Source organism: Microbacterium sp. LMX7-1.2, from assembly GCF_040675935.1.
In the GTDB taxonomy this organism is placed as follows: domain Bacteria; phylum Actinomycetota; class Actinomycetes; order Actinomycetales; family Microbacteriaceae; genus Microbacterium.
Genome location: NZ_JBEGIL010000001.1, coordinates 1,022,690 through 1,045,968, shown reverse-complemented (window position 1 = coordinate 1,045,968; position 23,279 = coordinate 1,022,690). Strand labels below are relative to the sequence as shown.

General features: G+C 70.0%; 22 protein-coding genes. 11 read left to right on the top strand and 11 right to left on the bottom strand.

What is annotated here, in order from left to right:
- Window positions 1–32: 32 nt before the first annotated feature.
- On the bottom strand, window positions 33–1,076 hold the full coding sequence (locus MRBLMX7_RS05185; protein WP_363366502.1) for an ATP-dependent DNA ligase: 1,044 nt from the start codon (window positions 1,074–1,076) through the stop codon (window positions 33–35).
- Window positions 1,077–1,092: 16 nt separating this feature from the next.
- Window positions 1,093–2,565, bottom strand: coding sequence for a phytoene desaturase family protein (locus MRBLMX7_RS05180; RefSeq protein ID WP_363366501.1), 1,473 nt, complete (start codon window positions 2,563–2,565; stop codon window positions 1,093–1,095).
- A 41-nt stretch (window positions 2,566–2,606) separates the two neighbouring features.
- On the opposite strand from MRBLMX7_RS05180, the gene MRBLMX7_RS05175 reads away from it, so the two are divergent.
- On the top strand, window positions 2,607–3,092 hold the full coding sequence (locus MRBLMX7_RS05175; RefSeq protein WP_363366500.1) for a hypothetical protein: 486 nt from the start codon (window positions 2,607–2,609) through the stop codon (window positions 3,090–3,092).
- A gap of 33 nt (window positions 3,093–3,125) precedes the next feature.
- Here the strand turns inward: MRBLMX7_RS05175 and MRBLMX7_RS05170 are convergent, their stop codons facing one another.
- Together MRBLMX7_RS05170 and MRBLMX7_RS05165 are read right to left on the bottom strand one after the other, a co-directional pair.
- Window positions 3,126–4,361, bottom strand: a complete 1,236-nt coding sequence (locus tag MRBLMX7_RS05170) for an acyl-CoA dehydrogenase family protein (protein WP_363366499.1) — start codon at window positions 4,359–4,361, stop codon at window positions 3,126–3,128.
- Window positions 4,362–4,456: 95 nt separating this feature from the next.
- A complete protein-coding gene (locus MRBLMX7_RS05165; RefSeq protein ID WP_363366498.1) occupies window positions 4,457–5,119 on the bottom strand; it encodes a TetR/AcrR family transcriptional regulator in 663 nt (220 codons plus the stop codon).
- A 142-nt stretch (window positions 5,120–5,261) separates the two neighbouring features.
- On the opposite strand from MRBLMX7_RS05165, the gene sucC reads away from it, so the two are divergent.
- Window positions 5,262–6,428 carry an ADP-forming succinate--CoA ligase subunit beta gene (gene sucC / locus MRBLMX7_RS05160; RefSeq protein WP_050721612.1) on the top strand — a complete coding sequence of 389 codons (1,167 nt, stop codon included), beginning with the start codon at window positions 5,262–5,264 and terminating at the stop codon, window positions 6,426–6,428.
- A gap of 18 nt (window positions 6,429–6,446) precedes the next feature.
- A complete protein-coding gene (sucD, locus tag MRBLMX7_RS05155) occupies window positions 6,447–7,349 on the top strand; it encodes a succinate--CoA ligase subunit alpha (protein WP_363366497.1) in 903 nt (300 codons plus the stop codon).
- Between the two features lie 170 nt (window positions 7,350–7,519).
- Here sucD and MRBLMX7_RS05150 read toward each other — a convergent pair whose 3' ends face one another.
- Window positions 7,520–7,921: a VOC family protein gene (locus MRBLMX7_RS05150; protein WP_363366496.1), complete on the bottom strand. Its 402-nt coding sequence runs from the start codon at window positions 7,919–7,921 to the stop codon at window positions 7,520–7,522.
- Window positions 7,922–7,997: 76 nt separating this feature from the next.
- Between MRBLMX7_RS05150 and MRBLMX7_RS05145 the strand changes: the two genes are divergently transcribed.
- Complete coding sequence (locus MRBLMX7_RS05145; protein WP_363366495.1) at window positions 7,998–8,573, top strand: TetR/AcrR family transcriptional regulator; 576 nt, start codon at window positions 7,998–8,000, stop codon at window positions 8,571–8,573.
- 83 nt (window positions 8,574–8,656) lie between these two features.
- On the opposite strand, the gene MRBLMX7_RS05140 is transcribed toward MRBLMX7_RS05145, so the two are convergent.
- Window positions 8,657–10,114 carry an NCS2 family permease gene (locus MRBLMX7_RS05140; protein ID WP_363366494.1) on the bottom strand — a complete coding sequence of 486 codons (1,458 nt, stop codon included), beginning with the start codon at window positions 10,112–10,114 and terminating at the stop codon, window positions 8,657–8,659.
- A 92-nt stretch (window positions 10,115–10,206) separates the two neighbouring features.
- On the opposite strand from MRBLMX7_RS05140, the gene MRBLMX7_RS05135 reads away from it, so the two are divergent.
- From MRBLMX7_RS05135 to purH, 3 genes are read left to right on the top strand one after another with little or no spacing between them, the layout of a single operon-like run.
- Window positions 10,207–11,580, top strand: a complete 1,374-nt coding sequence (locus MRBLMX7_RS05135; protein ID WP_363366493.1) for a DUF6350 family protein — start codon at window positions 10,207–10,209, stop codon at window positions 11,578–11,580.
- A gap of 43 nt (window positions 11,581–11,623) precedes the next feature.
- Window positions 11,624–12,202, top strand: a complete 579-nt coding sequence (gene purN, locus MRBLMX7_RS05130; RefSeq protein ID WP_363366492.1) for a phosphoribosylglycinamide formyltransferase — start codon at window positions 11,624–11,626, stop codon at window positions 12,200–12,202.
- Between the two features lie 50 nt (window positions 12,203–12,252).
- Window positions 12,253–13,860 (top strand): bifunctional phosphoribosylaminoimidazolecarboxamide formyltransferase/IMP cyclohydrolase, encoded by a 1,608-nt coding sequence (purH, locus tag MRBLMX7_RS05125; protein ID WP_363366491.1) that lies wholly within the window; start codon window positions 12,253–12,255, stop codon window positions 13,858–13,860.
- Between the two features lie 57 nt (window positions 13,861–13,917).
- Here purH and MRBLMX7_RS05120 read toward each other — a convergent pair whose 3' ends face one another.
- Genes MRBLMX7_RS05120 through MRBLMX7_RS05100 form a run of 5 tightly spaced genes read right to left on the bottom strand, consistent with a single transcriptional unit; the run spans window position 13,918 to window position 18,206 of the window.
- The gene (locus tag MRBLMX7_RS05120) at window positions 13,918–14,685 is read right to left on the bottom strand and encodes an SDR family oxidoreductase (RefSeq protein ID WP_363366490.1); all 768 of its coding nucleotides are present in this window, start codon (window positions 14,683–14,685) and stop codon (window positions 13,918–13,920) included.
- 48 nt (window positions 14,686–14,733) lie between these two features.
- Entirely contained in the window at window positions 14,734–15,432 is a 699-nt protein-coding gene (locus MRBLMX7_RS05115) for a triose-phosphate isomerase (RefSeq protein WP_363366489.1), read from the bottom strand.
- Entirely contained in the window at window positions 15,429–16,235 is an 807-nt protein-coding gene (locus MRBLMX7_RS05110; RefSeq protein WP_363366488.1) for a sugar phosphate isomerase/epimerase family protein, read from the bottom strand. The genes MRBLMX7_RS05115 and MRBLMX7_RS05110 overlap by 4 nt, the downstream gene beginning before the upstream one ends.
- An 11-nt stretch (window positions 16,236–16,246) precedes the next feature.
- Window positions 16,247–17,707, bottom strand: coding sequence for an FGGY-family carbohydrate kinase (locus tag MRBLMX7_RS05105; protein WP_363366487.1), 1,461 nt, complete (start codon window positions 17,705–17,707; stop codon window positions 16,247–16,249).
- A gap of 1 nt (window position 17,708) precedes the next feature.
- Window positions 17,709–18,206: a YjbQ family protein gene (locus MRBLMX7_RS05100; RefSeq protein WP_050721601.1), complete on the bottom strand. Its 498-nt coding sequence runs from the start codon at window positions 18,204–18,206 to the stop codon at window positions 17,709–17,711.
- 118 nt (window positions 18,207–18,324) lie between these two features.
- On the opposite strand from MRBLMX7_RS05100, the gene MRBLMX7_RS05095 reads away from it, so the two are divergent.
- From MRBLMX7_RS05095 to MRBLMX7_RS05080, 4 genes are all read left to right on the top strand, one after another.
- Window positions 18,325–19,233: a LysR family transcriptional regulator gene (locus MRBLMX7_RS05095; RefSeq protein WP_363366486.1), complete on the top strand. Its 909-nt coding sequence runs from the start codon at window positions 18,325–18,327 to the stop codon at window positions 19,231–19,233.
- 116 nt (window positions 19,234–19,349) lie between these two features.
- Window positions 19,350–20,900: an APC family permease gene (locus MRBLMX7_RS05090; RefSeq protein ID WP_363366485.1), complete on the top strand. Its 1,551-nt coding sequence runs from the start codon at window positions 19,350–19,352 to the stop codon at window positions 20,898–20,900.
- A gap of 110 nt (window positions 20,901–21,010) precedes the next feature.
- On the top strand, window positions 21,011–22,501 hold the full coding sequence (locus MRBLMX7_RS05085; protein WP_363366484.1) for a DNA-3-methyladenine glycosylase 2 family protein: 1,491 nt from the start codon (window positions 21,011–21,013) through the stop codon (window positions 22,499–22,501).
- A complete protein-coding gene (locus MRBLMX7_RS05080; RefSeq protein ID WP_363366483.1) occupies window positions 22,498–22,998 on the top strand; it encodes a methylated-DNA--[protein]-cysteine S-methyltransferase in 501 nt (166 codons plus the stop codon). Before MRBLMX7_RS05085 ends, MRBLMX7_RS05080 begins: the two co-directional genes overlap by 4 nt.
- The last annotated feature ends 281 nt before the right edge of the window (window positions 22,999–23,279 follow it).

The window sequence follows — 23,279 nt, the reverse complement described above, 5'->3', positions numbered from 1 at the left end:
GACGGGCGGTGTGACGGGCGCGGCGGGGCGGATCAGCCGATCACATCGGCGAGGTCGTAGCCCGCGACAGTCTCGAGCTGCTCATACGTGCACGAGCGCGCCTCGCGATCGTGCCGCCAGCGCTCGAACTGCACCGTGTGCCGGAACCGTGAGCCCTCCAGCTGGTCATAGCGCACTTCGAGCACGAGTTCGGGACGCAAGCGCACGAACGACACGTCCTTCGCGCCGCTGAAGCGCGAGCGCTCGCTCTCGCCCTTCACCGCCTCGCCATCGTCGTCGCGTTCGACGAGAGGGGCCAACTCGTCGACGAGCTCCTGACGGCGCTTGTCGGTCCACGCGGCCACGCCTCCGACCTGTCGCAGCACGCCGTCGGCGTCGTAGAGGCCGACGAGCAGCGACCCCACACCGGACCCGGACTTGTGGATGCGGTAGCCGAGCGCCACGACGTCGGCGGTGCGCGCGTGCTTGACCTTCACGAGCGTGCGCTTGCCCGGGGCGTAGGGCTGGTCGAGGGGCTTGGCGACGACGCCGTCGAGCCCCGCCCCCTCGAATTCCGAGAGCCAGCGCACCGCGGCGTCGCGATCTCGGGTGGTCCGGGTGATGTGCAGCGGATGATCCACGCCGGAGAGGAGCTCCTCGAGTCGGGCGCGGCGCTCCGAGAACGGCGTCTCGCGGAGGTCTTCGTCGCCCTCGGCGAGCAGATCGAACGCGATGAACATCGCCGGCGTCTCCTCCGAGAGCTTCGCGACACGGGAGGCGGCCGGGTGGATGCGCTGGCTGAGCGCCTCCCAGTCGAGCCGCTGCGCCCCCGGCGCCCCGGTCGCGACCACGATCTCGCCGTCGAGCAGGCACGGCCCTGGCAGCAGCCGGGGGATCGCCTCGACGAGTTCCGGGAAGTAGCGGGTCAGCGGCTTCGCGCCGCGCGAACCGATCTCCACGGTCTCGCCGTCCCACGCGACCAGCCCGCGGAACCCGTCCCACTTCGGCTCGAACAGCAGGCCTCCCGGCGTCTTCGTGGGATCGGGGACCGATGCCGCGGCCTTGGCCAGCATGGGGGAGGGGATCTCATAGCGCATGACCCCATCCTGGCCGTCAGAGTGCGGCGGCAGAAGGGGGATCGAACAGCTCGTCGAGAGTGACGCGTTCCCCGGCGTCACGGAGGGCGGTGCGGGCCGCGTGCCAGCCCGCCATGCCGTTCACCCCTGGGCCCGGTGGCGTCGACGCGGAGGCGAGGTACACGCCGCGCATCGGTGTGCGCCATGGCGCGGTGCTCAGGACGGGCCGTCGGATCGCCTGCGGGAGCGTTAACGCGCCGCCGAGGATGTCGCCGCCGATCTCGGCGGGGTTGATCGCCTCGCGCGACGAGGCGGGCACGGCGTGGTGCGCGAGGACGCGGTCGCGGAACCCCGGGGCGAAGCGCTCGACCTGGCGAGCGACGAGCTCGGTCGGGTCGAGGTCCGAGTTCGCGGGCACATGGATGTACGCCCACAGCACGGCCTTGCCCTCAGGGGCGCGGCTCGGGTCGAACACGGACGGCTGGACCGTGAGGACGTACGGACGCTCGCTGACGCGGCCGCGGGCGACCGCGTTCTCGCTGGCGGCCACCTCGGCCCTGGTGCCGCCCACGTGCACGGTGGGTGCCTGAGCGACATCGGCGTTCGTCCACGGCACCGGGCCGTCGAGGGCGAAGTCGACCTTCGCGGCGGCCGCGCCGTAGCGGTAGCGCTGGATCGCGCGGGCATAGCGGTTCGGGATGTCCGGGTGGGTGAGCAGCAGACGCGGCGAGGTGTTCAGCATCAGCAGATCGCCGGCGTCCGGGTCGCCCCAGTCGAGATCGCCGAGGTCGGTGACGTGGTGCCCGGTCTCGACGGATCCACCGTGCGCTTCGACGTCCGAGACCAGGGCGTCGGCGATGCGCTGCGCGCCTCCGCGAGGGTACATCCAGCCCCCGGCGTGCCCCTGCGCGGCGAGCAGCAGGCCCGCGGCGGAGGCGGCGAGCGACGGCATCCGCGCGGGAGCGTGGGCGAGGACGCCCGAGATCAAGCCCGCGGCCTCCTCTGTGCGGAACGCCCGCTTCGCGAGGGGCGTGCCCTGATCCAGCATCCGCAGCGCGAAGCGCGCCGCGATGACGGGGTCGCGGGGCACTCGCAGCATCTGGTTGCCGGTGAAGTCGACGACGCCCTCGATGTGGCGGCTCAACGGGCGCAGCAGTGCCAGCCACGCCTTCCGGTCGGCGCCGAGCCCTGCGGCGGTCTTCTCGATGTCGCGCCAGGCGACGCCGGCGCGTCCGTCGTCGAGGGGATGCGCGTAGGAGATGTCGGGGACGATCCAGTCGACGCGGTCTGCGAGCCCGAACGCCTGGAAGAACGGCGAGGCGAGGGCCGCGGGGTGCACGGCCGAGCACACGTCGTGGAGGAACCCCGGCAGGGTGCTCTCGAGGCTGCGAACGCCGCCGCCGATCGTGTCGGCGGCTTCGAGCACGCGCACCTCGTACCCGGCTCTCGCGAGGGCGACCGCCGCCGCGAGGCCGTTCGGGCCGGATCCGATGATCGTCGCGCGAACCATGCGGCCAGTCTTCCACGTCGGGTCGTGAGATCCTTGAAGGGATGAACGAAGTCCAGGGCCCGACCCCCACCGGAACCTCCCGTCCGTACCGCTCCCTGCGTGAGGCGCTCCGTGCGCACCGCATCGCCGAAGAGAACCACGAGTTCATCACGGCGATCACGGATGCCGTCGGAATCTCCTCCTACATCGACCGCGGTCGGTACATCGAGGCGATCCGTCGCGGCCCCGGCGCGAGTCTCCACATCGGCAAGACCTACACGAACGGCTTCGCCGAGGACGAGATCGTCGTGGTGGGCTCCGCGCCCCTGCGTCTCCGCGCGAGCGAGGGCCGCGCGCCGTACTTCTATGTAACGCACCCGAGCGAGTTCCGCCCGATCGCACCCGTCAAGGCCAAGCGCGCATCGACGCCGCGGGCGGCGGCAGCCCCGCGCGTCGCGGCGGCGCCGAAGCCCGTCGAGCGCGACTACGGCGTGTGCGACGTCTGCTTCATGGTCAAGACACCCGCCGGCGGCTGCGGCTGCGACTGACGGACATCTGTCGCCGCACGCGTCCGGCCGCACTCAGACGAACGCGCTCATCCCGGTGATGTCCCGGCCGAGCAGGAGCGCCTGCACGCTCTCGGTGCCCTCGTAGGTGTGGATTGCCTCGATGTCGGCCATGTGCTGCATCACGCCGTTCTCGAGCAGGATGCCGTTGCCGCCGAGCAGGTCTCGGGCGATGCCCGCGACGCGCCGCGCGGCGCGGGTGTTGTGGAACTTCGCGAGCGAGGCCTGGGTGGGGCGCAGCTCGCCAGCGCTCTCGAGGTCGGCCAGGCGGCGGCAGTACAGCTGCATGGCCGTCAGGTCCTCGAGCATGTGCGTGAGGCGTTCCTGCACCATCTGGAACTTCGCGAGGGGCTTGCCGAACTGCACGCGCTGCGTCGCGTAGGCGAGGGCGGCCTCGTAGCAGGCGGTGGCGTGGCCCAGCGCCGACCAGGCGACGCCCGAGCGGGTGGCGTACAGCACGGTCGACGCATCCTTGAAGCTCTTCGTCCCCGGCAGCACGGCGTCGAGCGGCACGCGGACGTCGTCGAGGCGGATGTGCGCCTGGTGGATCGCGCGCAGCGAGGCCTTGCCGGGGATCACAGTGCCGGTGTAGCCGGCGGTCTCCTGCTCGACGAGGAAGCACCGCACCGCGCCGTGCTCGGCGGCGGACTCGTCGTCGACGCGCGCCCACACGAACGTGATGCCTCCGGAGGCGCCGTTGCCGATCCACTTCTTCGCCCCGCGGAGCACCCACTCCTCACCGTCGCGGCGGGCCACGGTCTCGAGCGAGACGGAGTCGGAGCCGTGGTCGGGTTCGGTGAGCGCGAACGAACCCAGGACCGATCCGTCGGCGAGCCCGGTGAGCCAGCGCTCCTGCTGCGCCGGAGAGCCGAAGAGTGCGAGTGTGCGCAGCGCGAGGCCGCCCTGCACGGCCAGAACCGTGCCCAGTGACCCGTCGCCGCGGGAGATCTCCATGTTGACCAGGCCGGCGGCGAGAGGGGAGAGGCGCGTGAGGGAGGGATGCTCGATCCCGTCCACCACGAGGTCCATCTCGCCCATTCGTCGCGCCGCGTCGAGCGGGTACTCCGCGCGGTCCCAGGCCGCGGCCATCTGCGGGCCGACCTCGTCGATGTACGCCTTGGCGCGGTCCCAGGCCTCGCGGTCGGCGGCGGGGATGTCGGCGAAGACGGCGTAGTAGTCGCTGTCCTGGCGTCCGGTGACGTCGTATGACGACACGCTCTCGCCGGGGATCGGGGCAGCTGCGGTGCTCATGAGGACTCCTTCGTGGACCTCAGTATCGTACTCCCCGAAACTCGGTTTCACGACGAGGGGTGCGAAGGATCGCACGACCGCCGGTACCGGGCTGCTCAGTCGAGCTGCGAGCGCAGCCGTCGCGTGATCTCGGCGATCGGCATCGACCGCGGGAACACCGCGACGACGACGTCGTCCGGCGCGCCCGTCTCGGCCTCCGCGGGGACCCCGTAGCGACGACGCACATCGGCCAGCGCGGTCTGCAGCGTCGCGAGCGGCACCTTCTTGCGCCCCCGCAGCAGCTGCCGCAGCACGTGGTTGTGCACCGCCGTGACAAGGGCGGCGAAGCCGACGGCATCCAGCGGATCCACACCCGGCAGCGCGCTGCGCAGGTACTCGTCGAACAGGCGCTCGTAGCGGAACACCGTGATGATCTCGCGTTCCCGCAGCACCGGCACCTGCCGGACCACCTGATAGCGCCGGCGCGCGAGCTCGGGATCGTGCGCGAAATGGGCGAACACAGACTCGGATGCCGCGCACACCGCGCCCCACGGGTCGTCGTGCCCCTCGGCGAGGAACTCGCGCAGCTGGTCGAGCATGACCTCGTGGTCGGCGAAGACCACGTCCTCCTTGCCGCCGAACTGGCGGAAGAACGTCGACCGGGAGACGCCGGCGGCCTTGGCGATCTGCTCGACCGAGGTCTGGTCGAAGCCCTGCGTCTGGAACAGCTCGAGAGCGGCGGCGACGACGGCGTCGCGCGAATCGGTGAAGTCTCGCATAGCGAAAGCCTAGAACCTCGACGGCCTCGCGCCAGGGGTTGCGACGCTCCGAGACGTCCAGGCCGAGGTAGTAGGCTGGGGGACTGGTCGATGTCTCGACATCGAGAGAATTACCAGACAGCAGCCCAGTGAAGGAACCACAGTGGATCTGTACGAGTACCAGGCACGAGACGTTTTCGAGAAGTACGGAGTGCCGGTCCTCGCCGGCATCGTCGCGGACACCCCCGAAGAGGTGAGGGCGGCGGCCGAGAAGATCGGCGGCGTCGTCGTCGTCAAGGCTCAGGTGAAGACCGGTGGCCGCGGCAAGGCCGGCGGCGTCAAGGTCGCCAAGACCCCCGACGAGGCGTACGAGGCCGCGAAGGCCATCCTCGGCCTCGACATCAAGGGCCACGTCGTCAAGCGCGTCATGGTCGCGCAGGGTGCGCGCATCGCCGAGGAGTTCTACTTCTCCGTGCTGCTCGACCGCGCCAACCGCTCCTACCTGAGCCTGTGCTCGGTCGAGGGCGGCATGGAGATCGAGGAGCTCGCCGTCGAGCGTCCCGAGGCGCTCGCGCGCGTCGAGGTCAACCCGCTCACCGGCATCGACAAGGAGAAGGCGGTCGAGATCGCTCGCGCCGCGAAGTTCCCGGAGGACCTCGTCGAGAAGGTCTCCGACGTGTTCGTGAAGCTGTTCGACGTCTACAAGGGCGAGGACGCGACGCTCGTCGAGGTCAACCCGCTCGTCCGCACCGAGGAGGGCGACATCATCGCCCTCGACGGCAAGGTCACGCTCGACGACAACGCCTCGGAGATCCGCCACCCGGAGCACGAGGAGCTCGAGGACAAGGACGCCGCCGATCCGCTCGAAGCCAAGGCCAAGAAGTCTGGTCTCAACTACGTCAAGCTCGACGGCGAGGTCGGCATCATCGGCAACGGCGCGGGTCTCGTCATGTCGACGCTCGACGTCGTCGCGTACGCCGGTGAGAACCACAACGGGGTCAAGCCCGCGAACTTCCTCGACATCGGCGGCGGCGCCTCGGCGGAGGTCATGGCCAACGGCCTCGACGTCATCCTCGGCGACCCGCAGGTCAAGAGCGTGTTCGTGAACGTCTTCGGCGGCATCACGGCGTGCGACGCCGTCGCCAACGGCATCAAGGGCGCCCTCGAGACCCTCGGCTCCGCGGCTTCCAAGCCGCTCGTCGTGCGCCTCGACGGCAACCGCGTCGAGGAGGGACGCGCGATCCTCGCGGAGTACGCGCACCCGCTCGTGACCCTGGCCGCCACCATGGACGAGGGCGCCGACAAGGCCGCCGAGCTCGCCAACGCCTGAGACTGAAGGACGAGAAGAATGTCGATCTACCTCAACAAGGACTCCAAGGTCATCGTCCAGGGCATCACCGGCGGTGAGGGCACCAAGCACACCGCGCTGATGCTCAAGGCCGGTACCCAGGTCGTCGGCGGCGTCAACGCCCGCAAGGCCGGCACGACGGTCTCCCACACCGACAAGGACGGCAACGCCGTCGAGCTCCCCGTCTTCGGCTCGGTCGCCGAGGCCATGAAGGAGACCGGCGCCGACGTGTCGATCGCCTTCGTGCCGGGTGCGTTCACCAAGGACGCGATGATCGAGGCCATCGACGCCGAGATCCCGCTGCTCGTCGTGATCACCGAGGGCGTGCCCGTCGGCGACTCGGCCGAGGCCTGGGCCTACGCGCAGAGCAAGGGGAACAAGACCCGCATCATCGGGCCGAACTGCCCCGGCATCATCACGCCCGGCGAGGCGCTCGTGGGCATCACGCCGGCGAACATCACCGGCAAGGGCCCGATCGGTCTCGTGTCGAAGTCGGGCACCCTGACCTACCAGATGATGTTCGAGCTGCGCGACCTCGGCTTCTCGACCGCCATCGGCATCGGCGGTGACCCGGTCATCGGCACCACGCACATCGACGCGCTCGCCGCGTTCGAGGCCGACCCCGAGACCAAGGCGATCGTCATGATCGGCGAGATCGGCGGCGACGCCGAGGAGCGTGCGGCCGACTACATCAAGGCGCACGTCACGAAGCCGGTCGTCGGCTACGTCGCGGGCTTCACGGCGCCCGAGGGCAAGACCATGGGCCACGCCGGCGCCATCGTGTCGGGCTCCGCCGGCACCGCGCAGGCCAAGAAGGAGGCCCTGGAGGCCGCCGGCGTCAAGGTCGGCAAGACGCCGTCCGAGACCGCCGCCCTGATGCGCGAGATCATCGAGTCGCTCTGACGCGCTAAGCTGTACGAGAAGGCCCCGGGCTCCACCCCGGGGCCTTTCTCATGCCCGGTGGCCGCGCGCGCCCCATCACGGATTCGCCGGTCGACAGGAATCTCGGGCGCTCTCGGCCAGCGATGCGCGGTTCGTGTCTTCTGAGAGTTCTCGCACTGAGACGGATGCTGTCAGGCGAACGCAGCGGCGAACTCGGGGGATGGCTCGATCTCCTCGATCACGTCGATGAGCACGCCGCCCGGAGCCTCGACGATGAAGTGCCGCTGCCCGAAGGACTCGTCGCACAGCGGCAGGAGTTCGCGGAGCCCGTGACCTCGGACCAGACGCGCGTACTCGGCGGTGGCATCCGTCACCTCGACGTTGAGAAGCAGTCCCCGCACGGTTTCACGGAAGCCCTCGGGAATCGTCTCGTGCCGACGGTCGAGGATCGCCAGCTCGCCGCCCTCGAACCGCAGACTGATGTACCAGTCCGCCTCGAACGTGGTCTCGAAGCCCAGCTCCTCGCGATAGAAACGCGCCGACTCCTCGACATCGTCGACCATCAGGACCGGGTAGAAGCTCGTGATCTCCATGACCTCTCCTTTACATACAACATGTTTGTATAGCTGCGTGACTAGAATACATACAAGTCGCACGTAAAGGAACTCCATGCCTCGCGCTTCCGCCTCCGACGCCGCCCTCACCGCCGCTCGCATCCTCGGCGCTGCCACCGAGCACTTCGCCGACCGGGGGTTCGCCATCTCATCCGTCGACGCCATCGCGCGTGCGGCCGATGTCACCCGCGGCGCGGTCTATCACCACTACACGTCGAAAGCCGGACTGTTCGCGGCCGTAGCGCAGGTGCAGCAGCAGGCCGTGGCGGAGGCGATCGTCGCCGCCACGGGTGACACGAACGACACCCGCGCCGCACTGCGCCAGGGGAGTCATGCGTTCCTCGACGCGATCACCCGGGGTCCGGCTGCGCGGGTGCTCTTGGTCGACGGTCCAGCCGTGCTCAGCTGGGAGGACTGGCGTCGGCTCGACGGCGCAGGGCCCGCGCGGGAGCTGAGACAAGGCCTTGCAGAGCTCGGGCTCGCTCCCGCATTGCTCGACCCTCTCACCGCCGCGCTGTCCGGTGCGATGAACGAGCTGGCTGTCTGGCTCAGCGGACGAACGGACGACGAGGATGCACGCGTGCGCGGGCACGAGGCGCTCGACCGGCTTCTCGACGCGGTCACAGGCTGACGCAGATCACGCAGAACGACACGAACTCCGGACGTCCTCGGTGGAGGCGTCCGAAGTTCGTGTCGATCTGCGAGGTGCGCGGGTCAGACCCCGACGCCGAACAGCGCCTCGATCGGGCCCCGTGCGAAGAAGATCACGAAGCCGGCGGCGACGACCCACAGCAACGGGCTGATGCGCTTCGCCTTGCCGGACACCGCCTGGATCAGCACCCAGCTGACGAAGCCCGCCCCGATGCCGTTGGCGATCGAGTAGGTGAGCGGCATGACCGTGACGGTGAGGAACACCGGCAGCAGCACGCCGAAGTCCGTCAGATCGATGTACTTGATCTGCGCCATCATCATCGCGCCGACGATCACGAGCGCAGCGGCGGCGATCTCGGTCGGCACGATCGAGGTCAGCGGCGTGAGGAACATCGCGAGCAGGAACAACGCGCCCGTGACGACGTTCGCGAAGCCCGTGCGCGCGCCCTCGCCGATGCCTGCGCCGGACTCGATGAACACGGTGCTCGACGACGACGACGTGCCACCGCCGATGATCGCGCCGACGCCCTCCACGACGAGCGCGGACTTGATGCGCGGGAAGTCGCCCTTCTCATCGGCGAGCTCGGCCTCCTTCGCGAGGCCCGTCATGGTTCCCATGGCGTCGAAGAAGTTCGAGAACACGAGGGTGAAGACGATCATCACGATCGCGACGAGGCTGACCTTGCTGAGATCGAAGCCGAAGTCCACGGCGCCGACGAGGCTGAGGTCGGGCAGGCTGAAAGGCACACCGGAGAGCGCCGGGACCGTGAGGCCCCAGCCGCCGGCGTTGCCGTCGGCGGCAGCGCCGAGGTGCCAGATCGCCTCGACGATGACCGCGAGGACGGTGCCGGACACGAGTCCGATCAGCAGGCCGCCCTTGACCTTGCGGGCCACGAGGATGCCGGTGATGATCAGCGTGACGATGAAGAGCACGGTCGGAACCGTGGCGACGGACCCGCCGACGCCGAGCCCGACGGGCGGCGATGCGGCCAGGGTCGCCGTAACGAAGCCGGAGTTCACGAAGCCGATGAACGCGATGAACAGTCCGATGCCGACGGTGATGGCGATCTTGAGCTGGAAAGGCACGGCGTCGAAGATCATCTTGCGCAGGCCGGTGACGGCGAGCAGCACGATCACGACACCGTTGATCATCACGAGGGCCATCGCCTCGGGCCACGTCACCTGGCCGACCACCGAGAACGCGACGAATGCGTTGATGCCGAGGCCGGCCGCGAAGCCGAACGGCAGGCGCGTGATGACGCCGAACAGGATCGTCATGACGCCGGCGGTCAGCGCCGTGGCGGCGCCGACCGCGCTGAAGTCGAGAGAATTGCCGTCGACGTCGGCCGATCCGGACAGGATGATCGGGTTGAGGATCACGATGTAGGCCATCGTGACGAACGTCACCAGACCCCCTCGGACCTCGGTGCCGATCGTGGATCCGCGTTTGCTGATCTCGAAGAAGCGATCCAGGGCGTTCGCCGGTTCGGTGGAACGCGTGGGGGACGGGGCAGTTGACATCGGGAAACCTCCGTGGGAGACGATATCGTGTCGGCCGTCCCGCGCGCGCCCGCGGGTGCGGACCGGGTTCTCGTCGTAGTCTCGAAAGCGCTATGCAACGCCTCCTCGTCGCGATCCTCGCCGCCGTCGACGCCGCCATCGCGGCCGCGGTCGGCCTCGCCGTGCTGCTGGCGCCGCTGACGCTGCTGTGGACCTTCGCCTTCGGCGGCGCCGCCGACTGGGGCGCGCTCTGGCCGCTCACGGGGACGCTGTGGCAGTTCGGCCATGGGGCTCCGCTGAGCATCGATCTGTCGACCGAGATCGTCCGATCGGTCGGCATCGCGCCGGAGGCCGCGGCGTTCACCCTCTCGGTGACCCCGCTCGCGCTGCTCGTCTTCACCCTGCTGTTCGCCGCGCGCTCCGGAACGCGTGCGGCGCGCGCGGGCGCCTGGCCGCTCGGCGTCGGCGCGGGGACGGCCACGATGCTCGTGATCGCGGCCGCCGTCGCTCTCACCGCTCGCATCGACGCCGCCCACACGCCGCTCGCGCTGGCGATCCTGCTGCCGCCGGCCGTCTATCTGCTCGGCGCGGTCGCCGGAGCCGTGCGCACGGTGTGGGAGGACGGCGACGGCGGCCTGATCGACCGCGTGCACGACATCGTGGACTCCTGGGGCGACTGGGGTCCGGTGCCGGCGGCGGCGGTGCGGGGCACGGCGATCGCGGTCACCGCGGTCACGGCCATCGGAGCTCTCGCCGTCGCCCTCATGACGCTCCTGCGCGGGGGAGACGTCGTCGCCCTGTTCCAGGCTTCGCGGGTCGACGCGCTCGGCGCGACCGTGCTCACGCTCGGCCAGCTCGCGTTCCTCCCCACCGTGATCGTGTGGGCGGTGTCGTGGCTCGCGGGGCCCGGCTTCGCCGTCGGGGCGGCCACCGCTGTGTCGCCCGCAGGCACGCAGCTCGGCGTGGTCCCCGGCATCCCGCTGTTCGGACTGCTTCCCGAGAACACGTCGATCTGGATGCTGATCGTGATCCTCCTGCCGATCGGCGCCGGTGCGTTCGCGGGATGGGCTGTGCGCTCGCGCCTCGTGTGGGAGGGCACTCCGCTCGGCACAGGCCCTCGGCTCGCGATCGCCGCGGGCATCGGCGTCCTCACGGCGGGAGTCGCCGCCATCGCCGCGGTGCTCGCCTCGGGCTCGAGCGGTCCGGGTCGTCTCGCCGAGACCGGCCCCGCACCGCTCGCCTTCGCCCTCGCCCTGGGCGCCGAGGTGCTCGTCGGCGCTGCGATCCTGCTCCTGTCTCCGCGGCACCGTGACGAGCTCGCAGAAGAGCGCACGGATCGATGGCGGGCCGAGATGGCCGCATCCGCCCCGGCGTTCGACGATCGACTCGACCGTCCCGACTTCGAGACCTCGCCGCTCGGCACGACGGTGCAGAGCGACGAGGGGTTCCGGCTCCCGCGCCGCGACCCCGCGGATCCGATCGACTGACACGAGGTCGGAGGCCTCGGCAGGCCCCGGGTAGACTGGGCGCGTGCTCACGGTCGCCGTTCTCATCTCGGGCACCGGCTCGAATCTTCGCGCCCTCCTCGAGGCCGCTCGTCACCCCGATTTCCCCGCCCGGATCGTGGTGGTCGGAGCCGACCGTCAGGCCGACGGTCTGGCTCACGCCGAGGAGTTCGGCATCCCGAGCTTCACGGTTCCCTGGCACGAGCACGAGAACCGCGAGTCCTGGGGCGAGGAGCTCGGGCGACAGCTCGCCGTGTGGAACGCCGACCTCGTAGTGCTGAGCGGTCTCATGCGTCTGCTGCCGGCCTCGCTCGTGGCGGCCCACTCACCGCGCCTCATCAACACCCACCCGGCCTACCTGCCGGAGTTCCCGGGCGCGCACGGCGTCCGCGACGCGCTCGCGGCGGGCGTCTCCGAGACCGGTGCGAGCGTCATCGTCGTCGACGACGGCGTCGACACCGGGCCGATCCTCGCTCAGGAGCGCGTGCCGATCCTCGACGGCGACACCGAGCACAGCCTGCACGAGCGCATCAAGCCCGTCGAGCGCCGCCTCCTCATCGACGTGGTGCGCCGCATCGCCACCGGCGAGCTGTCCCTGACCTGACCGTTTCCCTCTTCCATCCACGCACGTCTCTCGCTCGAAGGAGTCCTTCCATGGCCGGCCCCCGCCACGACCACTCGCTCTACCGCGACCGCGACACCGTCCGGATCCGCCGTGCGCTCGTCTCCGTGAGCGACAAGACCGGCCTCCTCGAGCTCGCCGGGGCCCTCGCTGCTGCCGGTGTCGAGATCGTCTCGACGGGGTCGACCGCGGCCACCATCCGCGAGGCCGGTCACGAGGTGACCGACGTCGCCACCGTGACCGGAATGGCGGAGATGCTCGACGGTCGCGTGAAGACGCTGCACCCCAAGGTGCACGGAGCGGTGCTCGCCGATCTGCGTCTCGAAGACCACGAGCGTCAGCTGGCCGAGCTCGGCATCGAGCCCTTCGAGCTCGTGGTCGTCAACCTGTACCCCTTCGTCGAGACCGTCGCCTCCGGAGCCGAGGGCGACGACGTCGTCGAGCAGATCGACATCGGCGGGCCCGCGATGGTGCGCGCGGCCGCCAAGAACCACGCGAACGTCGCGATCGTCGTCTCGCCGCAGTCCTACCCCGGCATCATCAGCGCGATCGAGGCCGGAGGCACGGCCCTGTCCCAGCGTCGTGAGCTCGCGGCCCGCGCCTTCGCGCACACCGCCGCCTACGACACCGCCGTGGCCTCCTGGTTCGCGGAGGGCACGCTCAGCGACGGCGAGGACCTCCCGGCGCACCTCACGATCCAGGCCGAGCGCCTCGCGACCCTGCGCTACGGCGAGAACTCGCACCAGCGCGGCGCGATCTACACGCGTGCGGGCGGTCACGGCATCGCCCAGGCCACGCAGCTGCAGGGCAAGGAGATGTCGTACAACAACTACGTGGACGCGGATGCCGCGCTGCGCGCCGCGTACGACATGGTGAAGCCGGCCGTCGCGATCATCAAGCACGCCAACCCCTGCGGCATCGCGACGACCGCGCCCAATGCCCTCGACCCGATCGCGAGCGCACACTTGCGCGCCCACGAGTGCGATCCGGTCTCGGCGTACGGCGGCGTGATCGCCGCGAACGGCACCGTGACCCTGAAGATGGCCGAGAACCTCAAGGACATCTTCACCGAGGTCATCGTCGCGCCGTCGTTCGAGCCCGCCGCGCTCGAGGTCTTCAAGGCCAAGAAGAACCTGCGTCTGCTGCAGCTGCCCGCCGACTGGCAGCAGGAGCGGATGGACGTGCGCCTCGTCTCGGGGGGACTCCTGCTGCAGGACGCCGACCGCTTCCCCGACGACATCGGCTCGGTCGCGAAGAACTGGGAGCTCGTCTCCGGCGAGCGTCCGAGCGACGAGGAGATGGAGAACCTCATCTTCGCGTGGAAGGCCTGCCGCGCCGTGAAGTCGAACGCGATCGTGCTCGCGAAGGACAACGCGACGGTCGGCGTCGGCATGGGTCAGGTCAACCGGGTCGACTCGTGCCGTCTGGCCGTCGAGCGCGCCGGCGATCGCGCGGCCGGGTCGGTCGCGGCATCCGATGCCTTCTTCCCCTTCGCCGACGGCCCTCAGGTGCTCCTCGATGCCGGAATCACGGCGATCGTGCAGCCGGGTGGATCGGTCCGCGACGAGGAGGTCGTCGATGCCGCGCGCAAGGCCGGCGTGACGATGTTCTTCACGGGCGAGCGCCACTTCTTCCACTGACCGCCTCCGTGCACGCGAACGGCGCCGGATCCGAGGGATCCGGCGCCGTTCCCGTCTTCAGACCGCGGTGTAGCCGCCGTCGATCACGATCTGCTGCGCCGTGAGGTAGCTCGATGCATCGGACGCGAGGAAGATCACGAGGCCGGTGAGGTCTTCCGGGGTCGCCATGCGGCCCTGCGGGATGCGGGCGACCCAGTCGGCCTCGAGCTCGGGCTCCCGCTCGAGGATCTCCTTCGTGAGGTCGGTGAGCACGTAGCCGGGCGCGATCGAGTTGACGCGGATGTCGGAGGCGGCCCACTCCACCGCGAGCGATTTCGCGAGGTGCGCGACCGCGGCCTTGGACGAGTTGTACGACGCGGCCCACTGCGGCACGTTGACGATCTCGCCCGACATCGACGAGATGAGCACGGCGCTGCCCGGCACGCCGGCGCGCAGCAGCCCGCGTCCGAACGCCTGCGCCGAGAAGAACGTGCCGGTGAGGTTCACGTCGATGACCTTGCGCCAGTTGCGCGCCGACACCTCGATCGAGTCCTCGTTGATCTCGATGCCCGCCGCCGTGAGCAGCACCTGCGGCACGCCCAGCTCGGCAGCGATATCCTCGAAGACCGCGTCGGTCGCCTCCTGATCGGTGACGTCGAGACGCCGTCCGATCGCCCGCACGCCGAAGTCACGCGCGATCGCCGCCGCCGATTCCTCGACGACGTCGAGCAGGTCGAGCAGGGCGATGTCCGCCCCTTCGGCGGCCAGCGACCGCGCGACCGCGAGTCCGATGCCTCGTGCGCCGCCGGTGATGACGGCGGTCCTGCCCTTCAGGCTGGTGTCCATGATGATGCTCCTTGTCTGGTGTTGCTGAGTCGATGGTCGATGAGTGGTTCAGGGGGTGCGGGTCGCATCCCAGCCGGCTCGTGCCGCGCTGATGAACTCCGCGGCAGCGGCCGCGGGGTCCGCCGACGAGAGGATGCCGCTCGTCGAGCCGGTCGCATCGGCGCCGGCCGTCATGATCTGCTCGGCGATCTCCGGAGTGGATACCCCGCCCGCGTGCATGGCCAGCACGCCGGGAGCGGCCTCGTGGATCGCACGCGTCGACGGCGCGATCCAGTCGCGGTCACCCGTGCCTTGTGCGCCGATCAGCGACGGCGGCTCGAAGAGCACGGCGGAGGGGCGCAGTCCCGCGAAGCGTCGCGCGTCGGCATCCGTCGCCGCGCACACGATGGTCGCGAGGCCGACCTCGCCGGCGCGCTGCAGAGCGACGGTGAGAGACGTGTCGTCGAGTGGGTCGGCGTCGTGGTTGAGCATGACTCCGACGGCTCCGGCATCCTCCAGCGCCTCCGCCGTCACACGGTTCATGGACGGACCGAGCGGCTCGGCGTCCATCCCCTGCGCGAAGACGAGCACGCCGCTGTCGAGCGCCGCGATCGGCGCGACCATCGCGGTCGGCACGGTGAGGACGACGGCGATGCCGTGCTCGCGACCTGCGTCTCCCGCGGCGACGGCCAGTCGTTCGAGCTCGCGGCGGCGCAGCAGGTTCTTGGGTCCGATCTCGAAGAACGGCGCGGTCAGCACCGCGTTCACGAGCCGATCAGCTCACGGAGGAACGCGGCCGTCCGGGGCAGCGTCACGGCGGGGTCTCCGTTCGTCGAGCACTCCAGGTTCAGCGCGCCCGTGTAGCCGACGTCGTGGAGGGCGTCGACGATGCCGCGCCAGTCGAGGTGGCCGTCGCCGGGCAGCAGACGGTTGCTGTCGCCGAGGTGCACGTGGGCGATGCGGTCGCCGGCGTCGCGCAGGGCCTGCGCGGGGTCGGCCTCCTCGATCGACATGTGGAACAGGTCCGGCAGCAGGCCGGCGTTCGGGTGATCCACCGCCTCGATGATGCGCAGGTTGTCGGAGACGCGGTTGAGGTAGCCGCTCTCGTAGCGGTTGATCGGCTCGAGCAGCACGCGCGCGTCCGTGCCGGCGACGAGGTCGAGCATCTCGCTGTAGAAGTCCACGAAGGCCAGGGTCTGCGCATCCGTGAGCTGTCGGTGCACGTCGAAGAGGGGCAGCGGGTCCTGCGCGCCGTACTCGAATTCGATCTCCATGACCGCACCGATCTCGGCGCACACGTCGGCGGACTCGCGGTACAGGGCCCGGCAGCGCTCGCGCAGCTCGGCATCCTCCGACATGGCCTTGCCGTAGACGTCGTCGAGCAGCACGAACTCGACCGGGCGGATGCCGGTGCGAGCCTCGAGGTCGACGAGCTCGCGGCGAACGGTCGTGTCCCAGGCGTCGCGCGGCTGGAACACGGCGATGCTGTCGTAGCCCCAGTCGCGGAGCAGCGCGGCCTTCTCAGTGAGTGTGCTCCCCGGCACCATCGGGGAGGAGCAGCAGAGGTTCATGGTTCTTTCCTTCATCGGTTGGTGGCGTAGAGACGGTGGAGGGCGCTGGCGAAACGGTCGTATCGCCCGGCCCGGTCGAGTACGGCGGACGCACGCGGTCGATAGGTCGTCGAGGGGGGAGCGTTGAGCGCCGCGACATCGTCGAGCGAGTCGATCCGGCCGGCGGCACGCAGCGCGAGGGCCGCCGCGCCCCGGCACGTCGCCTCGAGCTCGTCGGGAACGATGACCTCGAGGCCGCACACGTCGGCCTTCAGCTGGGTGAGGTGGGCGGATGCGGCGCCGCCTCCGGTCGACACCACCTCGCGTGCCGCGGGGTCGAGGTACTCGACGTTCCGCCGCACGAGGTGCGCGATGCCCTCCTCGACGGCGTAGGCGAGATCGATGCGGTCGTGCGACAGATCGAGATCCACGAACGCGCCCTTCGCGTGGGGGAGGAAGTCGGGCGGACTGATGCCCGTCAGATACGGCAGGAACAGGGGAGGATCGGCGAGCACGCGATCGGCGAGCGCTGCTTCGAGGTCGGCGTACGGCATCCCTCCGAGTCCCTGCGTACGGAACCATTCGAGTGCGATGCCGCCCGTGTCGGAGGCGTTGAAGAGCACGGTGTCGCCCTCGGAGAGGCCCGCGTGGAACGAGACCCGGCGGTCGGGGTCGAACCGCCACTCGCGCTGCAGCGCGGAGACGGACAGCACGGTCCCGGCGGACTCGCTCACGCTGCCCTCGACGTAGGATCCGGTGCCGGCCATCGCGCAGAAGTGGTCCAGGGCGCCGATGTTCACGCGGTAGCCCGCGGCCGGCGGGAGCAGGGCGACGACCTCGTCGGTCACGGGACCCACGTCGGTGCCCGCCGGCACCACCTCGGGGAGCATGGCGGGCGAGAGGCCGCAGTGCTCGACCATCTCCGACCAGTAGCGTCCCGCTCGCACGTCCCACAGGTACGTGAACCCGCGGGTGGTGACCTCGCCGATCGGCGTGCCGACGAGACGGCGTACGAGGTCGTCCTTGATCATCGAGACCGCACGCGTGCGGTCCAGGGTCTCGGGTTCGTGTGCGAGCAGCCAGCGGAGCTTCGCCGCCGGCCACGTCGACGACGCGGTCGGTTCGCCGGTGACGGCGAAGGCCTCGTCGATGCCGAAGTGCTGCTCCAGCTCCGCGGCCTCGGCCGTCGCGCGATCGTCGAGCCAGGACATCGCCGGCCGCACCGCATCGCCCCGGGCATCGGTCAGGACCAGCGACTCCGCCTGGCCGGTGAGGGCGATCACGGCATCCTGCCTGCTCGTGTCGACCTCGCGGGCGCAGCGGCCGACGAGGTCGATCACGGTTGCGAAGATCCGACCAGGATCGAACTCGACGCGCACGCCCTCACGGTCGTACTCGACGGATGCCGCGGCCGTCGCGAGCCGACGCAGCTCCTCGTCGTACAGCACGACCTTGAGATTGGTGGTGCCGAGATCGACCGCGTAGATCAGCACGTCAGTCCCCGAGGAGCTGGAAGTGCACCGTGCGGGTGCGGGTCCTGACGGAATCGAGGTCGCCGAAGTAGATGCGTCCGAATTCGCCGAGCACGAGCTCGCCGTCGACGATCGGCATGGTCTCGGAGCGCCCGAGGATCGACGACAGGATGTGGCCGTCCGTGTTCAGGCCCCACTCCGGCAGCTCGTCCCGCAGCTCGCCGGCGTTGCGGATGTGGATCGGACCGGGGTGCAGGTACTGCCCCTCGTGCCGCGTGGGCGGAGCGATCTTCGCGAGGACGTTCAGCGTGTCCTGGAGGAGCAGCTGGGTGCCGTAGTACGTCGTGTCCTCGGACTCCTCCTGCAGCAGGACGCAGCACGAGGTGTGCGCGGAGTAGGCCACCGCGATCCCGTCACGTACTCCGGAGGAGCGGACGAACTCCAGCATCCGTTCGGTGACGTCGAAGAACTCCTGACGTGCGGGGGTCTCGATCGTGAACGAGAGGTGGTGGGCGGTCATGGGGTGCTCCTGTCTCGACCGTGCTGATGTCCGCATCAGTCTGGGTCGGGGGAGCGGTCGTGCGGAAAGACCGAACGGCGATGGTCACATAACCTGCACCTATCAATAGGATGTCGACATGCGATCGCTGCCCGACGTGAACCTGCGTTCCCTGCGCTATTTCGCGGTGCTGGGCGAGGAGCTCAACTACCGTCGGGCGGCCGAGCGCCTGTTCATCAGCCAGCCGGCCCTGTCGGCCGCGATCCAGAGCCTCGAGCGGATCATCGGCGACCGTCTCTTCGATCGCGACACCCGCTCCGTGACGTTGACGGCGACGGGGCGGGAGTGGCTGCCGCACGTGAAGACGGCGCTCGCCGGGGTGGATGCCGCGCTCGAGGCGGTCGTCTCGCTCATCGATCACGCGCACGTGCGCCTCGGGTACCTGATCGGCACCGGGGCCGACCTGCTCTTCGAGCTCCTCGACGGGGTCGAGCAGGCGCTGCCCGGCGTCACGATCGAGACCGTGGAGTTCGACTTCTCGGATCCCACGGCGGGTCTCGCCTCGGGGCAGACCGACATCGCGCTGCTCCGCCCTCCCGTGGACGTGCCCGACATCGCGATGGCCGTCGTAGCGGAGGAGACCTGGGTCGCATGCCTTCCCCGCACGCACCGCCTCGCCGACCGCGAGCAGCTCCGCATCGACGAGCTGCTCGACGAGCCGATCATCGTGGCGCCCAAGTCGGCGGGCCAGTGGCGCGACTACTGGTTCGCGGCGGACGCCCGAGGGGGTCGCCCTCCGGAGATCGCGGCGGAGGCGGCGACCTACGAGGCCGAGGTGACGCTCGTCGCGCGCGGAGTGGGGATCAGCTTCACGACCTCGTCGATGGTGCGCCTCTACGATCGTCCGGGGTTGCGCTTCGTGCCGATCGTCGACCGTCCGACCAGCTACACCGCCATCGCCTGGCGCCCCGACCGCTTCACCACACCGGGGCGGCGACTCGTCGAGCACATGCTCGGCAACGCCCCGACGGGTGATCAGGCGGACTGATCGACGGAGGTTGTCGGCACATAGAAGCTTCGACCTTCCGCCGTGCCCGGCGTGCTCGCTTCACTGGGCTGAAGCGAGAGGTCACCCGACCCTCAGCAAGGACGCTAGGAGCTCCCATGGTCGATTCCCGAACCCCGAAGGACCCATCGGTCGCGTCGTTGACACCGCCGCCACGACGGCAGGACGAAGACGAGGACGCGCGTCTCGCCGAGTTCGGCTACGCGCAGAAGCTCGACCGTTCGGTGGGCCGGATCGCCTCGTTCGCGATCGGATTCTCGACGATCAGCGCGACGACCGCGGTCTTCACCGGTTTCTCGGCCGGGTATCTCAACGCGGGTGCGCCGTTCATCTGGACGCTGTTCCTCGCCATCCCCGTCTTCCTCATCTGGACCCTGATCGCGGCGGACGTGGCGGGAAAGATCCCCCTCGCGGGATACGCCTATCAGTGGACGAGTCGGCTCAACGGCTCCACGTTCGGGTGGTTCACGGGATTCTGCGCCCTGATCGGCTGGATCAGCGGCATGACCAGCCTCGGCTACATCTTCGCCGGATACCTCGGGAGCGTGTTCGGGTGGGAGCTCGAGCAGCGCGAGCAGATCCTCATCGCCGTGGCCGTCGTGATCGTGTGCGTGCTGATCAACGCGTACAAGGTGCGCCTGGCCACCTTCATCAACAACATCGGCGTCGGCCTGGAGCTCGTCGTCACGGTCGTCGTGACGCTCGTCATCGCCCTCGTGCTCATCTTCGCTCCCGAGAACGCCCAGCCGTTCTCCTCCCTCTTCGTGGGAGACAGCCCCGACGACGCGGTGCCGTACATGGTGGCGTGGTTCACGGCCGCTCTCGGACCCTTCTTCGGCCTGGTCGGGGTGGAGGCCGTCGCCGACGTCGCGGAGGAGACCAAGGACGCGCGCCGGGTCATCCCGCGGACCATGTTCTACGCGTTCGCGGTGTCGTGCGTGATCGAGTTCGCGATGTACCTCGTCTACGTGCTGGCGGTGAAGGACGCGGATGCCGTGATCGGGTCCAGCGCCCCGATCGAGGAGATCATCAGCCAGCAGCTCGGCCCGGTGGTGGCCCGCATCGTGATCGCGATCGCTCTCACGAACATCCTGGTCTGCCTGCTGTCCAACGTGCTCGTCGGCACGCGGCTGCTGTATTCGCTGTCGCGGGACAACATGATGCCGTTCTCGCGTGCGCTGCGGCACGTGGCCCCGAAGCGCAAGACCCCGTCGACGTCCGTCGTCACGCTCGGCGTGGTGTCCGTGCTCCTGCTGCTCTCGGCGCTCGTGAGCCCGCAGGCGTTCAACTACTTCCTCGGCATCGCGACGCTGGCGTTCTTCACGACCTATCTGCTGCAGACCATCGGACTGCTCATCGCGGCGGTGCGGGGACGGATGCCCGCTCCCGAGAAGGGCGCCTTCGACCTCGGGCGTGCGCGGATCCCGCTGCTCGTCGTGGGAGTCGTCGTCTTTCTCGGAGTCGACCTGGCCCTGGTCTTCCTGCCGCCGTTCGCGGGCAACGCCTACGTGTTCGCGGGGATCATGGCTCTCGCGCTGGTGTGGTGGCTGCTGGTTCTCCGGCGTCGCCTGCGCGAGGGGGAGGCGGGGCCGCGCTACGCCCAGGATCACCCGGATGAGGAGATCCGCGCCGTCGCCGACGTCGCGTGAGAGACTCCTGAGCCGAGACCCCCGCCCCTTCGGCGGGGGTCTCGACCCGTCTCCACAGCCGTGTCCGATTTCCGCCAGCCGGTGTCGGTGGGTCGTGACAGAGTGGGGGCATGAGCTTCCCCGTGATCGACTTCGACGAGCGATATCGCGCCATCAGCGCGCGCGACACGCGCTTCGACGGGCAGTTCGTCACGGCCGTGCGCTCGACACGGATCTACTGCCGCCCCAGCTGCCCCGCGCGCACGCCGAAGCCCGAGAACGTGACGTTCTATCCGACCAGCGCGGCCGCGCACGAGGCGGGCTACCGCGCATGCAAGCGCTGCCTTCCCGAGGCCGCTCCGGGATCCCCCGCGTGGGATCAGCGCAGCGACGTCGCAGCCAGGGCGATGCGCCTCATCGCCTCCGGCGTCGTCGAGCGCGAGGGCGTCTCCGGGCTCGCGACGCACCTCGGATACTCGACGCGGCATCTCACCCGGCTGCTGTCGGCCGAGCTCGGTGCAGGGCCGCTGGCGCTCGCCCGCGCACACCGCGCGCACACCGCGCGCATGCTGCTCGTCGGCACGGACCTCGCGATCTCCGACGTCGCGTTCTCCGCCGGCTTCGCGAGCATCCGGCAGTGCAACGACACGATCCGCGAGGTCTTCGGGCTGACACCGGGCGAGCTGCGCGCACGCCGTCGGCTGCCCACGCCTGCGACGCCGGGGGCGATCGACCTCGTGCTGCCCTATCGCGGTCCGCTCGACGCCTCCGGGATCTTCCAATGGATGTCGGCACGTGCGGTCCCCGGCGTCGAGGAGGCCACTGCCACGTCGTTCGCGCGGCACCTGCGGATGGCAGGCGGCCCGGCATGGTTCGAGGTGAATCAGGATGCGGGGGAGCGCCTGCACCTGCGCGCCCGGGTGACACAGCTCGGCGACCTCGCGCCGCTCGTCTCGACGGTGCGCCGTATCTTCGACCTCGACGCCGATCCGCTCGCGATCGATCACGCACTCAGCGCGCATCCGGAGCTCGTGCCGCTCGTGGCGCGCACGCCGGGCATCCGAGTCCCCGGCGCCGCCGATCCGCATGAGATGCTGATCCGCGCGATGGTCGGTCAGCAGATCACCGTCGTCGCGGCGCGGACAGCACTCACCGCCCTCACGGATGCTCTCGGCGAGCGCATCGACGGCGGGCTTCTCTTCCCGACCATGGCCGCGATCGCCGAGCGCGGCAGTGACGTTTTGCGCGGCCCCGCAGCCCGGATCCGTGCGATCGTCGGAGCGGCGGGCGCCCTGGCCGACGGCTCGCTGCGCCTGACCGTCGGGGACGACGGCGCCGAGCAGCGCGCCGCCCTCCTCGCCATGCCGGGGATCGGCCCGTGGACGGCCGACTACGTGCGCATGCGGGTTCTCGGCGATCCCGACGTCCTGCTGCCGGGTGACGTCGCGCTGCGCGCCGGAGCGGCAGCCTCCGGGCTGCCGGGCGATCCCGCGCCCCTCACCGCCTGGGCCGAACGGGTCGCGCCCTGGCGCAGCTACCTCAGCGCCCACCTCTGGCGTGCCGCTCCGGTGCGCCAGGCTCGCCACACGACTTCCCCCCTCGCCTCGAAGGAGACATCATGACCGCTCTGATCCAGACCATCGACACCCCGGACGGGCCCTTCACGATACTCGTCGACGAGCAGCAGCGCGTGCTGTCCTCCGGATGGACGGCCGATCCGCTCGCGATCCTCGGGCGTCTCGGCGCAGCTCACCGCCCCGACCATGTCGAGGCAGGGGAGACGGACGCCGCGCTCGCCGCACTCGCGTACTACGACGGAGACCTCGCCGCGATCGACGGCGTGGCGGTGAAGCAGACAGGGACGGCGCTGCAGCACACCGGCTGGGCGGCGCTGCGGGAGATCGCCCCGGGCGACCCGCTCACGTACACGTCGTTCGCGGGCCGCCTCGACAACCCGCGAGCCGTTCGCGCGGCGGCATCGATCTGCGCACGCAACGCTCCGGCGCTCTTCGTGCCGTGCCACCGGGTGCTGCGGTCCGACGGCTCGCTCGGCGGCTTCGCCTGGGGTCTCGACGTCAAGGAGCGCCTGCTGGCGCGGGAGGCGAGGGCCCGGAGCTGAGGTCACCGCGAAGATTCGGCAACGAGGGCCGAATCGGGACTGAGGGACTGATCGGGAATGACGCTTGCGTTCAGCCTGTTCACAGGAATAGGCTGGTGGGCTGTCGCGCCGACCGGACGACACCGCCGAGCCCTGAGGAGGACACCATGACATCGATCGCCGCCGCGCAGATCGCCGCTCTCGGCTCGACCCCGGCGCGCCCGCTCCGTTAGAGCACGCGCGCCGCGAAGCCCTCGCCGCGCGAGAGCCCACGCCCGTTCGGGCACCGGCCGTGCGCCCTA

Excerpts from the sequence above, each read along its gene's own strand:
- MRBLMX7_RS05145 (WP_363366495.1), top strand. The coding sequence starts at position 7,998 with ATGCCTCGCGCTTCCGCCTCCGACGCCGCCCTCACCGCCGCTCGCATC.
- MRBLMX7_RS05110 (WP_363366488.1), bottom strand. The coding sequence starts at position 16,235 with ATGAACCTCTGCTGCTCCTCCCCGATGGTGCCGGGGAGCACACTCACT.
- MRBLMX7_RS05150 (WP_363366496.1), bottom strand. The coding sequence starts at position 7,921 with ATGGAGATCACGAGCTTCTACCCGGTCCTGATGGTCGACGATGTCGAG.
- MRBLMX7_RS05175 (WP_363366500.1), top strand. The coding sequence starts at position 2,607 with ATGAACGAAGTCCAGGGCCCGACCCCCACCGGAACCTCCCGTCCGTAC.
- sucD (WP_363366497.1), top strand. The coding sequence starts at position 6,447 with ATGTCGATCTACCTCAACAAGGACTCCAAGGTCATCGTCCAGGGCATC.
- MRBLMX7_RS05085 (WP_363366484.1), top strand. The coding sequence starts at position 21,011 with ATGAGCTTCCCCGTGATCGACTTCGACGAGCGATATCGCGCCATCAGC.
- MRBLMX7_RS05090 (WP_363366485.1), top strand. The coding sequence starts at position 19,350 with ATGGTCGATTCCCGAACCCCGAAGGACCCATCGGTCGCGTCGTTGACA.
- MRBLMX7_RS05170 (WP_363366499.1), bottom strand. The coding sequence starts at position 4,361 with ATGAGCACCGCAGCTGCCCCGATCCCCGGCGAGAGCGTGTCGTCATAC.
- MRBLMX7_RS05180 (WP_363366501.1), bottom strand. The coding sequence starts at position 2,565 with ATGGTTCGCGCGACGATCATCGGATCCGGCCCGAACGGCCTCGCGGCG.
- purH (WP_363366491.1), top strand. The coding sequence starts at position 12,253 with ATGGCCGGCCCCCGCCACGACCACTCGCTCTACCGCGACCGCGACACC.
- MRBLMX7_RS05080 (WP_363366483.1), top strand. The coding sequence starts at position 22,498 with ATGACCGCTCTGATCCAGACCATCGACACCCCGGACGGGCCCTTCACG.
- MRBLMX7_RS05095 (WP_363366486.1), top strand. The coding sequence starts at position 18,325 with ATGCGATCGCTGCCCGACGTGAACCTGCGTTCCCTGCGCTATTTCGCG.
- MRBLMX7_RS05185 (WP_363366502.1), bottom strand. The coding sequence starts at position 1,076 with ATGCGCTATGAGATCCCCTCCCCCATGCTGGCCAAGGCCGCGGCATCG.
- MRBLMX7_RS05100 (WP_050721601.1), bottom strand. The coding sequence starts at position 18,206 with ATGACCGCCCACCACCTCTCGTTCACGATCGAGACCCCCGCACGTCAG.
- MRBLMX7_RS05165 (WP_363366498.1), bottom strand. The coding sequence starts at position 5,119 with ATGCGAGACTTCACCGATTCGCGCGACGCCGTCGTCGCCGCCGCTCTC.
- MRBLMX7_RS05120 (WP_363366490.1), bottom strand. The coding sequence starts at position 14,685 with ATGGACACCAGCCTGAAGGGCAGGACCGCCGTCATCACCGGCGGCGCA.
- MRBLMX7_RS05140 (WP_363366494.1), bottom strand. The coding sequence starts at position 10,114 with ATGTCAACTGCCCCGTCCCCCACGCGTTCCACCGAACCGGCGAACGCC.
- MRBLMX7_RS05135 (WP_363366493.1), top strand. The coding sequence starts at position 10,207 with ATGCAACGCCTCCTCGTCGCGATCCTCGCCGCCGTCGACGCCGCCATC.